Here is a 12,952-nt window from a genome sequence, read left to right as displayed (position 1 = left end):
GCACCCGGCCCGCCAGCCCACAGGGAACCTTCGCCCGACAGGAGGCGTTTCGTTCCTTTGGCGCCGAACGGCGTTGCACAGAAAAGTCCACCAGGAGCGAGCAATGCCTGTCTTTGCCGACACCAGATGGCTCCAGAGCCTTGCTGCCTGCACATTTCTCGCAGCTTTCGGCCCGCAAGCCGCGCAAGGTCTTGAAAGCGCTGACGCCGTCAACCGGGCCGACACCGTCAACAGGATCGTCGGCTCCGATGTCCGGCAGGAGGAGGCGCGGACGGAACCACAGACCAACAAGATCATCACCGCGATCGAGCGGACGCGTGAGAACATCGGCGCCGTGCGCAAGACGTCCAAGCTCGATACTGTGGATATCGTCTTCCTCACCGACGCGGCGCGCAGCGAAGGCGGCCCGCCGCCGGCGGTCGAGAGCAAGGTCGAACAGCATCAGGACGACATTGCGGAACTGCGCGAGGAGATCGACGCCAACGCCTTGCTGTTCAACGCCATCGATTCGCGGCGCGTGCTTACGGAAGACGTCCTTGCGGTGGAATTCGACGGCTCGGCAAGAATCGTCATCTACGCGGCGGCCAGGCCGTCGAACTGACCTCAGGGCGCTCGACCCCGTCGATCTCACAGCCTGCCCATGATCTTCTGCTGAAAACCGTAGACCTCGCGTTTTCCTCCGAACGGCACCAGCGTGACGTCCCGCTCTTGTCCCGGTTCGAAGCGCATCGCGGTGCCGGCGGCAATGTCCAGACGCATGCCGCGCGCTTTGTCGCGGTCGAATTTCAACCCCTCATTGGTCTCGAAGAAATGGTAGTGGCTGCCGACCTGGATCGGCCGGTCGCCGCTGTTGGCGACCTTCAGCGTCACCGTCGGCAGCCCCTTGTTGAGCTCGATGTCGCCGCTTGCGGTGATGATTTCGCCGGGAATCATCGTTAGCCTCACAAAACGCCGAAGACCAGGCCGCCGCCGACTGCAGCACAAGCGGCGCCAGCGGCGCGGGCAAGCCCGCGAAAGCGCATGCCGAGGCCAAGGCCGGCAGCGATGCCCATGGCATGGAGAAGTGCGGTGGCAACGGCAAAGCCGGCCATATAGTCAAGCCCACCTGCATTTTCCGGCACTTCGGTGCCGTGGGCATGGCCATGGAACAGCGCGAACAGGCCGATGATGGCGACTCCGGCCGAGACCGGCAGATCGACCGCCAACGCCACCAGCAAGCCAAGCGCGACGACGGAGGCAAGGATGCCCGGTTCGACGAAAGGCACCGGCACGTGGAGCATGCCGAGCGCGCCGCCGACCAGCATGACGCCGACAAAGGCCAGCGGCCAGGCCCAGATCGCCTTGCCGCCCTTGAGCGCCGCCCACAGGCCGACGGCGACCATGACGGTCATATGCTCGAGGCCGGACAGCGGATGCGCGAAGCCCGCCGCGAAGGACGAGGTGGTGCCGATGCCGACATGGGCATAGGCGGGCATCGCCGCCGCCAGCAGCAGGATCGCTGCAAGCGTGGTGCGTTTGGTTGAAGCAGAGATCATCGGTCTTCCCTTCGAAGTCACGAAAACAATCACGCAGCCTTGCGCGGGCCGCAGCCCTCGGCCTTGAGCACGCGTTGGGTCGAGGCCGGATATTTCACCAGTTTCTCCACTGGGCGGATCGGGCGTGCGGAAAAATTGCCGCCGCAGTTCGGGCAGACGCCGCCCAGCACATGTTCAGCGCAGTCAGCGCAGAAGGTGCATTCAAAGGTGCAGATCAGCGCGTCCGCCGCTTCCGGCGGCAGGTCCTTGTCGCAGCATTCGCAATTCGGTCGCAGCTCCAGCATCGTTTTTCTCCTCACCTGATCGGTTCGTGAACGGTCACCAACTTGGTGCCGTCGGGAAAGGTCGCCTCGACCTGCACGTCGTGGATCATCTCGGCGATGCCTTCCATCACCTGCGCGCGGGTGATGACATGGGCGCCGGCCTCCATCAGTTCGGCGACCGGGCGGCCGTCGCGGGCGCCCTCGACGACGAAATCGGTGATCAGCGCGATCGCTTCGGGGTGATTGAGCTTGACGCCGCGTTCCAGCCGCTTGCGCGCCACGATCGCCGCCATGGCGATGAGCAGCTTGTCCTTTTCACGCGGCGTCAGGTTCATGCGCTTTCCTGGATTTGGCCTGGATTTGGCTCAGAGTGACCATAATTTGGGCAGACCCGCCCGCCCGTTGAGCAGTTCGACGAGCGGAACCAGCCGCTTGCGCAGCTGGTAGCCGTCCTCGGCAAACAGCCTCGCAAGAAGCTTGCCAGATTTTTTGACGCTCCAGGCGCTGGCATCGCCGTCGGCGCCGATGATGTCGCGGGCCGCATCGAGCAAGCCTTCGGCCTGCGGCGAAACCATCAGCAGCGTCGCAGCGGCAATGGCGCCGCCGGCGACCGCCGGGCGGCCAAGTGCCGCCGCGATAGCCGGCCCGATGCGGGAATCCTCGGCATGAACGAGCGCACCATCCTGGCGGACACGCCAACGGTCGTGGAAATGGCCGTGCGCGGCCTCTTCGCCCATGGCGAGGCGGCCGAATATGGTGGCTTCAAGCAGTAATGCCTCGGCGCCTGCGGCAAGCTCGACCTCGAGCGTGCGGGCAAAGGCCGAGCGGTCGAAGACGATGGTTTCCTGGGGCAGCCAGGCGATACGCCCGCCCGCGCCGACGCTGAGCTTCACCCGAACTTCGGCGCGGTCGCTAGCGGCACGATAGATCTTTTCGCAGGCCTGGGTGGTTATCGAGGCGGAGGCACCTGGCCCGACATCGATTTCCCAGCCGAGCCGATCGCCGCCGGTCAGACCGCCGGCGGTGTTGATGAGCACGGCTTCGAGCGGATCGGCCGCAACGGCCGGCATGCGGATTTTGGCCGAGCCGTCCTGATAGAGGCGCAAAAGCCGGGTGCGTCCATCCCTGACGCCGCACGCAAGCCGGGCCGCCCCGGCCGCGCGCTGGGCCGGAAGAGCTGAGATCAAGACATGCTGCAACGTATCCACGGCGCTAACGTTAAGCACTCCCGGCGCTTTGTCGATATGGTGCTTGTTGATATAGCTTGTTGCTTGACAGCGTTTCCGTTTCTATAGAGGGAGCCTCTTTGGAACGGTCATGCTGCGCCTGGCGGGTTTTTGAAGGCGACGGCGATTTCAGTCCAGGCAACAGGGGCGCCAACCAATCGGCACCGCGACGTTATAAAATTGGGGAAGGAATCGAATGGCTGACGAGCTGGCAACGGAAATCATCGCCAAGATCAGGGCACATGCGGAGCCCGGTGGCGAAGAGATCACCACCAATACGGAATTGACCGCGCTTGGCATCCATTCCCTGGAACTGACCGAGATCATCTTCGATCTCGAGGAGCAGTACGGCATCGAGATCGAGATGAACACGGTCGATGCCTGGAGCAATCTCAAGAATGTCGGCGATATGGTTGAGGCTGTTCGCGCGCTGATTGCGAAAAAAGCCTGAGCTGAATGCAAAAGCGCGTCGTCATTACCGGCATCGGCGGCATATGCGGGCTCGGCGCCAATGCGCCTGCAATCTGGAACGAAATGCGGGCCGGCCGATCGGCCATCGGTCAAATCAGCAATCCCGGTTTGCATGATTTGAAGGTCAAGGTCGGCTGCGAAATCAAGACGCTGCCCGACCATGGCATCAGCCACAAGCAGACCGTGTCGATGGACCGCTTCAGCCTTTTGGCGACGATTGCCGCGCGCGAAGCCATGCAGCATGCCGGCCTGACATCGAATGAAGCAACCACCTACCGGATGGGCGCGGTTGTCGGCGTCGGCGTCTGCGGCTGGGAGGCGATCGAGGAGAACTATCGCGCCATCCTGGTCGACGGCAAGAACCGGGCCGGCATCTTCACCGTGCCGAAAGTGATGCCGAGTGCGGCATCCGGCCATGTCAGCATGAATCTCGGCCTGCGCGGGCCGGTGTTCGGCGTCACTTCGGCCTGCTCCTCGTCCAATCACGCCTTTGCCTCGGCGGTCGACCAGATCCGGCTCGGCCGCGCCGATGTCATGGTCGCCGGCGGCACCGACGCGCCGCTGCTCTGGGGCATCCTGAAAGGCTGGGAAGCCCTGCGGGTGCTGGCGCCCGATACCTGCCGGCCGTTCTCAGCCGATCGCCAGGGCCTGTCGCTCGGCGAAGGTGCTGGAATGGCGGTGCTGGAAACGTATGAACATGCCATGGCGCGCGGCGCTACCATTCTGGCCGAATTTGCCGGCGCCGGCCTTTCCGCCGACGCTTCCGATATCGTCGCGCCGACAGTCGAGGGACCGACGGCGGCGATGCGCGCCTGCCTGGCGGACGCCGGGCTCAATCCCGAGGACGTCGATTATCTCAACGCCCACGGCACCGGCACCAAGGCCAACGACCAGATCGAGACGGCGGCAATCAAGCGCGTCTTCGGCGACCATGCCTACAAGCTGTCGGTGTCGTCGACCAAGTCCATGCATGCCCATTGCCTCGGCGCCTCGGGCGGCCTGGAAATGATCGCCTGCGTGATGGCGATCCGCGAAGGCATCGTGCCGCCGACGGCCAATTTCCGGCAGGCCGACCCCGACTGCGATCTCGACATCACGCCGAATGTGGCGCGCGAGCGCAAGGTGCGCGCGGCGATCAGCAACGGTTTTGCCTTCGGCGGCACCAATGCCGTGGTGGCGTTCAAGGCGGTCTGACGGCAAGCGACTGGCCCTGAGCGACTGGCCCTGAATGACTGCGAAGACGGTGTGTGCACCGTCGGCCGGTTGATCGGCAAAGACGCCGAGGATAATCCTTCGCAACACGCCAGACGGCGCGATGCCGCGCCAAATTCCCGATCGGAGCTTTCGATGACCGACCTGTCCGCCTTTCCGATCACCATGCGCTGGCCGGCCAGCCACCCCGACCGCCTGCAGCTCTATTCCGCGACGACGCCGAATGGCGTGAAAGTCTCGATCGCGCTGGAAGAACTCGGCCTGCCCTACGAGGCGCATCTGGTGGATATCGGCAAGGACCAGAGCTGGACGCCGGAATTCCTGTCGCTGAACCCGAACGGCAAGATACCCGCGATCATCGACCCCGACGGTCCGGGCGGCAAGCCGCTCGGCCTGTTCGAATCCGGCGCCATCCTGTTCTACCTCACCGACAAGACCGGCAAGCTGATCCCGGTCGATCCGGCGCGGCGCTACGAGACCATCCAATGGGTGTTCTTCCAGATGGCGGCGATCGGACCGATCTTCGGACAGGTCGGCTTTTTCAACAAATTCGCCGGGCGCGAGATCGCCGACAAGCGGCCGCTGGATCGCTACCGCAATGAATCGCGGCGGCTGATCGGGGTGCTGGAGACGCGGCTGAAGGGTCGAACCTGGATCATGGACGACGACTATACGATCGCCGACATTTCGATGCTGGGCTGGGTGCGCAATCTGATCGGCTTCTACGAGGCGCGCGAACTCGTCGGCTTCGACGACTTCCCCGCCGTCGCGGCATGGCTGGAGCGCGGGCTGGCGCGGCCCGCGGTGCAGCGCGGCCTGACCATTCCCGCCAGGAATTGACCTCGGCCAGCCGAAGCAGCCGGGTCTATTTCGCCTTGGCCTTGCTTTTCGAGCCGCCCTTGCCGATGACGGACGCAGCGAGCGACGCAGCGCCCCTGGCTGTCGCCGCCACCGCACCAGCGGCGACATTGGCGGTCGCCTTGACGGTGCGCATCGCGCCGCCGGCCACCGAGCCGCTGCTTGCCGGCTTCTTGGGTTTGGCGGTTTTCGCCGTCACCTTTGCCGTCGCCACCGGTTCTACCTTCTTTGGGGCCGCTTTGCCGAAAGCCGGCTTTGCGTCCTTGGACCGCTCGGCGATCGCCGGGCCGGCGCCTGCATTGGCCTGCGTGGCCTTTGCCTGCCTGGCTTTGGGTTGAGCGGTCTTGCTCTTGGCGGGTGTTTTTGCCTTGGTTGCCATCTGACGGTTCCCTCACGGCGGCACGATTGCCGATGAGGGATAACGACCTGAAAGTCTTAAGGTTCCCGTTCCGAAGTCCAGCGAACTATGCGGGATCGCCAACAACCAGGTCGGCGGACCTGCGACGGCCGAGCACGCGATCGATGTTGGGCATGTCGTTGGAAGCGATCCAGGCGCGGGCGTCTTCGTCGGAGCGGCCATGCTCGTGCCAGCGCACCAGAAGGCGGCGCTCGAGTTCGGCACGCGGCACATCGACAAAGATGGTGAAGTCGAACAGCGGCGCCAGCCGCGACCACGGCTCCTCGTCCAGCAGGAGGTAATTGCCTTCGACCAGGATGAACTTGGTCTCGGCGGCAACGATGGAGGCGGCGGCGCGCGACAATTCCATGCTGCGGTCGAACACCGGAATGGCGATGTCTGGCTCGCCCGAACGGATGCGCTTCAACAGCGTCTCGAAGCCGGCGAAGTCGAAAGTCTCCGGCGCGCCCTTTCTTGACCGCAGGCCGCGCTGGTCGAGCACGATGTCATCATAGTGGAAGCCGTCCATCGGCACGACTTCAGCCGCGCCCTCCGGCAACAGATCATGCAGGCCGGCCGAGAGCGTCGACTTGCCGGCGCCGGGCGGGCCGGCAATGGCGACGATGAAGCGTTTCGCCTTGCCGGCGCGCTTGAAGATGGTGGCGGCGAGATGGGCGATTTCGGACATTGGGCGCTTCCAATTATGCTTTGCATCTTGTCGGCAGTTCAAGGAAATTTCAAACCGCGATTTGGGCAATCTCACGACATCCGCCACGTCAGCGCTGCCCCTCGTCGCCCTGCCGGTGTCCAGCCGATAGATGGGTAACACTTCTCCTCCCAATGCGTCCGCCGCAGCGCCAAGCAGATTGGTTGGCGCGGCGGTGCGGCGGACAAGCTCCATGTGCCGTGTGTCGAGATGCCGGCAGGCAGGTGAGGGGCAGGGCCAGCGTTCGAAAATCAGCCGGGCTGGCCGATCCGCAGGAAATCGCTGTCGAACCTGACATCGCGGGTCGAACCATCGGCTCCGGTGAGACGCATGTGACCTGAGGCTGTCCCGATATCGCGCGGCGGCTCGCCGCTCGTGAGCGGCAGCGTGCCGATGACATGGCGGAAGGAGACTTCGCCGCCGAGGGTAAAAGCGGTCGCGACCCCTTCGCGCTTCAGCCAATTGTCGCCGATCGATGCGGCATGGCCGATGGCGGCGCGGCCGTCCTCGATGCCGAGCACGCCGCGATGGCGGCTGCTCCACGGCGCGTAGTCGCGGCCGCCATTGCTGAACCACAGCATGGTGACCGGCAGCTCCGCCGGGTTCTTCAGCACCAGCACCAGATCCTGTTCGGCCCGGCGCGCCAGCGCCGTCCAGCCCGGACCGCCATGATCGGCTTCGACCAGGGTGATGAAATCCTCGCGCTCATCCTCCATGCGGTAGTCGGTGAGATCGAGCGTGCCGCCGCCAGTGGCTGGAAAGCGCGTCAGATCGGTCGAGCGGGCGGGATAGGAAAGCTTGAAGCGACCGCGGGCCGGATCGGGCTCCAGCGGTGCGTCCAGTGTCCCGGCAAAGCGCTTCGGCGAAAAGGCCAGCCGGCCGCCATCGCGCATCGCCGCCATCGGATGGTGGGCGGCGGAGACAGCGCCGGAACCGCCGGAAAAGACATGCTCCTGATAGAGAAAGGGATGACTGTTGCGGAGCGTGAAGATCTTGTCGACCGTCGCGCCCATCACCGTGCGGCGCAACCGGAAGACGGCCCGCCAGCCGTCGGATGTCGCTTCGCTGGCGGTGACATCCCAGGCGCTGTTGGCCGGCCAGCCATGCAGCGGTGCGGCCTCGATGTCGCTGGCCGAAAACGGTGCGCATAGGAAATCGCCCGACAGCCGCACCGTGCCTTGAGGCAGATCCGGCGGCAGCGTCTCGCCGGCATCGATCCAGGGCGCGCGGTGCAGCGGCTTCAGCTGGCGGCCATCGCTGTCGACCGTTATGTCGGCGATATGGCCGACAGTGAGATCGAGCGTGACCGAAATGCCCTTTGCCTTGATCGTGACCGTATCCATCCGCGCACCTGCTGATTCTGATGGCAGCGAACAAACCCGCTCCGCGAGGGATGCGCAAGCACAGCGACCGGCATTTTGCATCAGGGCGATTTTTACCCTCCCCCTTGTGGGGAGGGTCGGCGAGCGATCGGAGCGAAGCGGAGATCGATCGACGGGGTGGGGGTAGCGCCCTACGAGGACCCCCACCCCGATCCGCTACGCGGATCGACCCTCCCCACATGGGGGAGGGTGGGCGCCTACTGCCGCTTATACTCGCGCACCGGCGACTTGGTGCCGTCGGTGTAGGTGACCTGCACCGCCATCGACGTCACGTTGTCGGCGACCTTGAAGTAAGGCTGGTAGTCATAAGGAATGGCGTACGGGTCCTTCTTGTCGCAAGGCGGCAGCTTGATCTCCCTGTCGAGCGCCGTGCCGTTCAGGCTGTAGCGCACCTCCTTGATGCCGCAGCGGAACGACAGCATCTGGGAGAAATAGACCAGGCCATGATTGCCGCTGGCGTCGAAGGCGATCCACGACGTCCAGAACTGGTCGAGGATCTGTTTGTTGCCCTGTTGCAGCGCTGCGTCCGGATCGAAACTTATGTTGAACGGCCCGGTCTCGCGGCCCCTGAGATCGAGATACTTGACCCCGATGGTGGTGGCCGTGGTGCTGTCGGGCAATTCGAAGCTCGGATTGGGCATCGGCTTGCCGGTGCGCTGGTCGTTCATCGCCATCAGCCCGGTGTCGGTGAACGGACCTGACACACCCATGCGCCAGGAAATGCCGGTCGCGGCCTCGGGCAGCGAGATGGAGATCGTCCAGCCGGCATTGGAGCGCATCGGCGTCAGCGTCGGGGCAAAGCGTGCTGGGTCGAGCACGTCGCCAAGCGCCGTCAGGCGGGTACGGCTGCGGTCGAGCCAGTCGGCGAGCTGCGTCTGGTCGACGAAATATTTGAGCAGCCCGCCTTCCTTTTCATAGGAGACGAACCTGGTCAGCGCCTCGGCCTCGCTGCGCTTGTCGGACAGCGACTGGACGCCGAGGCGATCCTCGGAAAACTCCTGCGCGAGCAGGTAATAGGCCGGTGCGAAATCCGGATTGGCGGCGATGAAGGCGTTGAGCTTGTCGAGACGCTGGGCATCGTCGAACTGCAGGATATGGACCAGCTTGATCGACAGCGCCTTGGCCTTGTCGGCCAGGGCGCCGAACACTTCGCGGGCGCCGGCCTTGCCGTCCTGCACGCGCAGCAGGGTGGCGAAGCGTGTGTAGGGATCGACGGCGTCGACGTCGAAACCGGCGAAAGCGAGATAGGAGCGCCGCGCATTCAGCATGTCGCCGGAAAGCTCGTAGACGCGGGCATTGTGATAGAATTCGTCCGGCCGCTTCGGCTCGGCGATCGTCCCGCCCTGCGCGGCCAATGCGGCAAAGCCCTTGGCGATGGTGTCGATCGAGGCGGCGATCTGCTCGGTGGTCGCCTGAAGCTTATCCGCCTGCTCGGCCTGTTTCTGCTGGCCGGCAGCGAGCGTTTCGGTCGTCTGCTTGACCGCCTCTACCGACTTTTGCGTCTGCGCGCCCTGCTCAGCCTGCTGCTGCTGGGTCGACGCAATTTCCTCGGTCTTCTTCGCCACCGCGTCGGTCGATTGCTTGACCTGGTCGACCGCCAGCTTCGTCTCGGTTACCGTTTGCTCGATCCTGGCCACCCTGGCCGAGACGATGCCCATCTGCTGCTGCAACTGGGCGATGGCCGGCACCAGGCCGGCGATCACACCGTTCTGCGAATTGGACTGCTGCTGCAGGCCATAGACGCCGCCGGCGACGGCGGCAGCGCTGGTGGCAAAGATCAGCGCCGGCAGCGCCTTGGCGGCCAGCACCAGCCGCAGAACGATGGCAATGGCGATGACGGCGGCGGCAACCGAAGCGACCAGCGCGATATAGGCGGCGAACGGCGCCAGCGGATTGAGGATGTCGGATGCGGCGCCGCCGATGAAAGCGACGCTGCCGGCCCATTTGCCGGTGCGGCTGAGCGAAGCCCTGATAAGAGATGGCGCAGCCGCGCCGATGTCACCGGTCATTGTCAAATCCCCCAAGCAATTGCCGCCTCTATAGCAGCACCGCGACCCCGCAGGCAAAACAGGACAGGAAGCAGGCGATTTCGGGAGGTTGCCGTTTCAGCGCCGATGGTTGGCGAAGCCGAAGCGACATCTGATCTCCCCCCTTGCGGGGGAGATTGGCAGCGTCATCGGCAGCTCCGCCGTTAACCAAATGGACGAACAAAATGGGTTAGGCTAGGTTCCGGCCCTCTCAGCAACGCCGGACTTGACTTGCCAAATTTCCATTTCCCCTCCCCCGCCCAGAAATTTCTCGCAGCCCTCCTGCTGCTTGTCTTCGCGGCCGGCTGCAGCACCACCGCACCGCCCGACAGCGTGCTGGCGGTGCCGGCGCCGCAGGAGAAATATGCGGCCATCGTCGTCGATGCCGGCAGTGGCAAGACGCTGTTCGAAGTCAGTTCGAGGGCGCAACGCTATCCGGCGTCGCTGACCAAGATGATGACGCTGTACCTGCTGTTCGAGGCGCTGGAGTCCGGCCGCGTCTCGAAGGAAACGCAGATTCCGGTCTCCGACAATGCCGCCCGGCAGCCGCCGACCAAATTGCGCTTCAAGCGCGGCGAGAGCATCGATGTCGATTCGGCGATCCGGGCGATCGTGGTCAAGTCGGCCAATGACGTGGCGGTGGCGGTGGGCGAATATCTCGGCGGCTCGGAGGACCAGTTCGCCGCCATGATGACGTCCAAGGCGCGCCAGATCGGCATGAGCAGCACCGTCTTCCGCAATGCCTCCGGCCTGCCCGACGATGGCCAGCACACATCGGCGCGCGACATGGCGACGCTGGGGATGGCGCTGCGCGCCCGCTTCCCGCAGCAGTTCCACTATTTCTCCGAAAGCGACTTCATGTTCCGCGGCCGGCTGGTGCGCGGCCACAACGACATGCTCGGCCGGGTGCGCGGCGTCGACGGCATCAAGACCGGCTATATCAGGGCATCCGGTTACAATATCGTCACGTCCTACAATGCCGACGGCCGGCATCTGATCGTGGTGGTGATGGGCGCCGACAGCGCTAGGCAGCGCAACGACCATGTCGAAGCGCTGATCCAGCGCAGTCTGTCGCCCGCCATGGCCGATACGAAGACGCGGCTGATGTTTGCGGGAGATCAGCCGGCCGCGTCGCCCGGCCTGCCGCCGCCTGGTTTGCCGGCGCAGGGGTCGCAGTTGCCTGGTTTACCGCCGCAATAGAACCCGTCGTTGGGTGGAGGAACTCTGAAACGTCGGCGGGACAGCACCCCCCTCTGGCCTGCCGGCCATCTCCCCCTCAAGTGGGGAGATTAGCAGCTTCGGCGTCTCGCCTCTTTTTCGTGTTTGGCGAAGCCATGGCGACATCTGATCTCCCCCCTTGAGGGGAGATGTCCGGCAGGACAGAGGGGGGTCGTGAAGGATCGCTGCCTCATCTTAACTCTGCAGCAGGCGCGACCTCCGTCGGCAACAGCACTTCGGCGGTCTGGTTGCCGAGCAGCAGGCGAGCGAGGCCCCTGGGGGCTGCGCTGCCACAGGCAATTGCAGCAGGCATTCATCACAAGCATGCACAAGCCCCCAATCTTCACCGCCACAGTGGCTATGCCGCCTCGCCTTGGCGTATCGTGGGCGCGACAGCAGGAGCCGGCATCATGAGCCCAAAACCATCCGAACAGGCCGACAATGAAAACGACAGCGGCGGCGAGTATTTCGAGGCGCCGCCCGCCCACGACGCCGAACTGGTTGCCGACGAGGCGCTGGAAGCGCCCGATGTGCCGGACTCCGAACCCCATGGCCGCCTGAAGCCGAAGCGAAAACCGTCGGCGATATCAGGTAGAAAGTTTCGCAAGCGTGACCTGGTGCGCATCGACGACCTCAGGCCGAGCCTGGCCGACCGCATCCGCTCCGATCATCCCGACCTGCCGCGCGGCGCCCGCATCAGCCGGGAGGAGCTCGGCCGCTACCGCATGCGCTACATGGAGGAGCTGCTGCAGCAGGAGCATGGCGAATTCTCCGAGCTCGACCGCCAGGTGGTCGAATCGATCGCCAGGCAGGACACGATTTCGGAAAACTCGGAAGAGGAGTTCGAGGAGCACCGCTCGTTCGCCGACCGCGTCTCCGACAACATGGCGGCTTTCGGCGGCAGCTGGTGGTTCCTGATCTCGTTCGGCAGCGTGCTTGCGGTGTGGATCGGCGTCAATTTGATCGCGGGCGTGAGCAGCGCCTTCGACCCCTACCCCTTCATCCTGCTCAACCTGCTGCTCTCCTGTATCGCCGCCATCCAGGCGCCGATCATCATGATGAGCCAGAGACGGACGGAGGCCAAGGACCGCCTGCGCTCGTTCAACGACTACCGGGTGAACCTGAAAGCCGAGCTGGAAGTGCGCCATTTGCACGAAAAGCTCGACTATCTGATCTCGCGCCAATGGACGCGGCTGGCCGAAATGCAGCAGATGCAGCTGGATGCGATGCACGAACTGACCGGCGCGAAGAAGGCGAAGCGGGCGCCGCGCAGGGTGCGCAGGCGGGTGGCGAAGGTGGAGGTGGCGGGGTGAGTCCCGGGCTGAGGCTGCAAGGCGGACGCGAAGTTGCCGAGCCGCGCGACGTGGCTTCGAAAATATCGCCACGCCAATTGCCCGTTGAAGCCCGCGCCGGCTTCCGCTAAGAAGCCGTGGCTGGCCGGCCTATCGGCTGGTTCGTTTTCAGGTTCCCTGAAGGCACCCGTAGCTCAGCTGGATAGAGCGCTGCCCTCCGAAGGCAGAGGTCACAGGTTCGAATCCTGTCGGGTGCGCCAGCTTACCGAGGGTCCATTCCGGACACATAGGTTACGGTTTATATCGGAGACATGGGTAACACTTTTGGCCCGAAGGGGTTTTGGAGTGGTTCGAGCCTGCATGTC

Annotated in this window: 15 protein-coding genes and 1 tRNA gene; 7 read left to right on the top strand and 9 right to left on the bottom strand. The window is 64.5% G+C overall.

From position 1 onward, the window contains the following. Positions 1–103: 103 nt before the first annotated feature. Positions 104–601: a hypothetical protein gene (locus NKJ18_RS23845; protein ID WP_352759942.1), complete on the top strand. Its 498-nt coding sequence runs from the start codon at positions 104–106 to the stop codon at positions 599–601. A gap of 26 nt (positions 602–627) precedes the next feature. On the opposite strand, the gene NKJ18_RS23840 is transcribed toward NKJ18_RS23845, so the two are convergent. Genes NKJ18_RS23840 through NKJ18_RS23820 form a run of 5 tightly spaced genes read right to left on the bottom strand, consistent with a single transcriptional unit; the run spans position 628 to position 2,985 of the window. Continuing rightward, a complete protein-coding gene (locus tag NKJ18_RS23840; protein ID WP_023671231.1) occupies positions 628–933 on the bottom strand; it encodes an urease subunit beta in 306 nt (101 codons plus the stop codon). Positions 934–941: 8 nt separating this feature from the next. Next, positions 942–1,535, bottom strand: a complete 594-nt coding sequence (locus NKJ18_RS23835; protein WP_352759940.1) for a HupE/UreJ family protein — start codon at positions 1,533–1,535, stop codon at positions 942–944. Positions 1,536–1,564: 29 nt separating this feature from the next. Beyond that, positions 1,565–1,819: a DUF1272 domain-containing protein gene (locus NKJ18_RS23830; protein ID WP_023671229.1), complete on the bottom strand. Its 255-nt coding sequence runs from the start codon at positions 1,817–1,819 to the stop codon at positions 1,565–1,567. Between the two features lie 11 nt (positions 1,820–1,830). Beyond that, positions 1,831–2,133, bottom strand: a complete 303-nt coding sequence (locus NKJ18_RS23825; protein ID WP_023671228.1) for an urease subunit gamma — start codon at positions 2,131–2,133, stop codon at positions 1,831–1,833. A gap of 30 nt (positions 2,134–2,163) precedes the next feature. Next, complete coding sequence (locus tag NKJ18_RS23820; RefSeq protein ID WP_084568503.1) at positions 2,164–2,985, bottom strand: urease accessory protein UreD; 822 nt, start codon at positions 2,983–2,985, stop codon at positions 2,164–2,166. 235 nt (positions 2,986–3,220) lie between these two features. On the opposite strand from NKJ18_RS23820, the gene NKJ18_RS23815 reads away from it, so the two are divergent. The 3 genes from NKJ18_RS23815 (at position 3,221) to NKJ18_RS23805 (ending at position 5,547) form a co-directional block, all read left to right on the top strand. Continuing rightward, positions 3,221–3,475, top strand: coding sequence for an acyl carrier protein (locus NKJ18_RS23815; RefSeq protein ID WP_023671226.1), 255 nt, complete (start codon positions 3,221–3,223; stop codon positions 3,473–3,475). Positions 3,476–3,480: 5 nt separating this feature from the next. Continuing rightward, positions 3,481–4,689, top strand: coding sequence for a beta-ketoacyl-[acyl-carrier-protein] synthase family protein (locus tag NKJ18_RS23810; RefSeq protein ID WP_023683604.1), 1,209 nt, complete (start codon positions 3,481–3,483; stop codon positions 4,687–4,689). A 153-nt stretch (positions 4,690–4,842) separates the two neighbouring features. Beyond that, positions 4,843–5,547 carry a glutathione S-transferase family protein gene (locus NKJ18_RS23805; RefSeq protein ID WP_352759937.1) on the top strand — a complete coding sequence of 235 codons (705 nt, stop codon included), beginning with the start codon at positions 4,843–4,845 and terminating at the stop codon, positions 5,545–5,547. 25 nt (positions 5,548–5,572) lie between these two features. On the opposite strand, the gene NKJ18_RS23800 is transcribed toward NKJ18_RS23805, so the two are convergent. From NKJ18_RS23800 to NKJ18_RS23785, 4 genes are all read right to left on the bottom strand, one after another. Beyond that, positions 5,573–5,944, bottom strand: a complete 372-nt coding sequence (locus NKJ18_RS23800) for a hypothetical protein (RefSeq protein WP_352759935.1) — start codon at positions 5,942–5,944, stop codon at positions 5,573–5,575. Positions 5,945–6,029: 85 nt separating this feature from the next. Beyond that, complete coding sequence (locus tag NKJ18_RS23795) at positions 6,030–6,650, bottom strand: nucleoside triphosphate hydrolase (RefSeq protein WP_023671222.1); 621 nt, start codon at positions 6,648–6,650, stop codon at positions 6,030–6,032. Between the two features lie 269 nt (positions 6,651–6,919). Next, positions 6,920–8,011 (bottom strand): hypothetical protein, encoded by a 1,092-nt coding sequence (locus tag NKJ18_RS23790; RefSeq protein WP_352759933.1) that lies wholly within the window; start codon positions 8,009–8,011, stop codon positions 6,920–6,922. Between the two features lie 236 nt (positions 8,012–8,247). Next, entirely contained in the window at positions 8,248–10,059 is a 1,812-nt protein-coding gene (locus tag NKJ18_RS23785) for a methyl-accepting chemotaxis protein (RefSeq protein WP_023714517.1), read from the bottom strand. 249 nt (positions 10,060–10,308) lie between these two features. Here NKJ18_RS23785 and NKJ18_RS23780 point away from each other — a divergent pair, with 249 nt between their 5' ends. From NKJ18_RS23780 to NKJ18_RS23770, 3 genes are all read left to right on the top strand, one after another. Further along, positions 10,309–11,277 (top strand): D-alanyl-D-alanine carboxypeptidase family protein, encoded by a 969-nt coding sequence (locus tag NKJ18_RS23780; protein ID WP_352759931.1) that lies wholly within the window; start codon positions 10,309–10,311, stop codon positions 11,275–11,277. A gap of 428 nt (positions 11,278–11,705) precedes the next feature. Next, positions 11,706–12,608, top strand: a complete 903-nt coding sequence (locus tag NKJ18_RS23775) for a DUF1003 domain-containing protein (protein WP_352759928.1) — start codon at positions 11,706–11,708, stop codon at positions 12,606–12,608. A 162-nt stretch (positions 12,609–12,770) separates the two neighbouring features. After that, a tRNA-Arg gene (locus tag NKJ18_RS23770) sits at positions 12,771–12,847 on the top strand. Positions 12,848–12,952: the final 105 nt, after the last annotated feature.

The organism is Mesorhizobium sp. M0217 (assembly GCF_040321955.1).
Classification (GTDB): domain Bacteria; phylum Pseudomonadota; class Alphaproteobacteria; order Rhizobiales; family Rhizobiaceae; genus Mesorhizobium.
The sequence above is the reverse complement of the archived record's forward strand: the minus strand, read 5'-3'. Positions and strand labels throughout refer to the sequence as shown.

Coding starts and splice junctions, on each gene's coding strand:
- NKJ18_RS23805 (WP_352759937.1), top strand. CDS start 4,843: ATGACCGACCTGTCCGCCTTTCCGATCACCATGCGCTGGCCGGCCAGC.
- NKJ18_RS23790 (WP_352759933.1), bottom strand. CDS start 8,011: ATGGATACGGTCACGATCAAGGCAAAGGGCATTTCGGTCACGCTCGAT.
- NKJ18_RS23800 (WP_352759935.1), bottom strand. CDS start 5,944: ATGGCAACCAAGGCAAAAACACCCGCCAAGAGCAAGACCGCTCAACCC.
- NKJ18_RS23795 (WP_023671222.1), bottom strand. CDS start 6,650: ATGTCCGAAATCGCCCATCTCGCCGCCACCATCTTCAAGCGCGCCGGC.
- NKJ18_RS23845 (WP_352759942.1), top strand. CDS start 104: ATGCCTGTCTTTGCCGACACCAGATGGCTCCAGAGCCTTGCTGCCTGC.
- NKJ18_RS23815 (WP_023671226.1), top strand. CDS start 3,221: ATGGCTGACGAGCTGGCAACGGAAATCATCGCCAAGATCAGGGCACAT.
- NKJ18_RS23825 (WP_023671228.1), bottom strand. CDS start 2,133: ATGAACCTGACGCCGCGTGAAAAGGACAAGCTGCTCATCGCCATGGCG.
- NKJ18_RS23840 (WP_023671231.1), bottom strand. CDS start 933: ATGATTCCCGGCGAAATCATCACCGCAAGCGGCGACATCGAGCTCAAC.
- NKJ18_RS23835 (WP_352759940.1), bottom strand. CDS start 1,535: ATGATCTCTGCTTCAACCAAACGCACCACGCTTGCAGCGATCCTGCTG.
- NKJ18_RS23775 (WP_352759928.1), top strand. CDS start 11,706: ATGAGCCCAAAACCATCCGAACAGGCCGACAATGAAAACGACAGCGGC.
- NKJ18_RS23810 (WP_023683604.1), top strand. CDS start 3,481: ATGCAAAAGCGCGTCGTCATTACCGGCATCGGCGGCATATGCGGGCTC.
- NKJ18_RS23830 (WP_023671229.1), bottom strand. CDS start 1,819: ATGCTGGAGCTGCGACCGAATTGCGAATGCTGCGACAAGGACCTGCCG.
- NKJ18_RS23785 (WP_023714517.1), bottom strand. CDS start 10,059: ATGACCGGTGACATCGGCGCGGCTGCGCCATCTCTTATCAGGGCTTCG.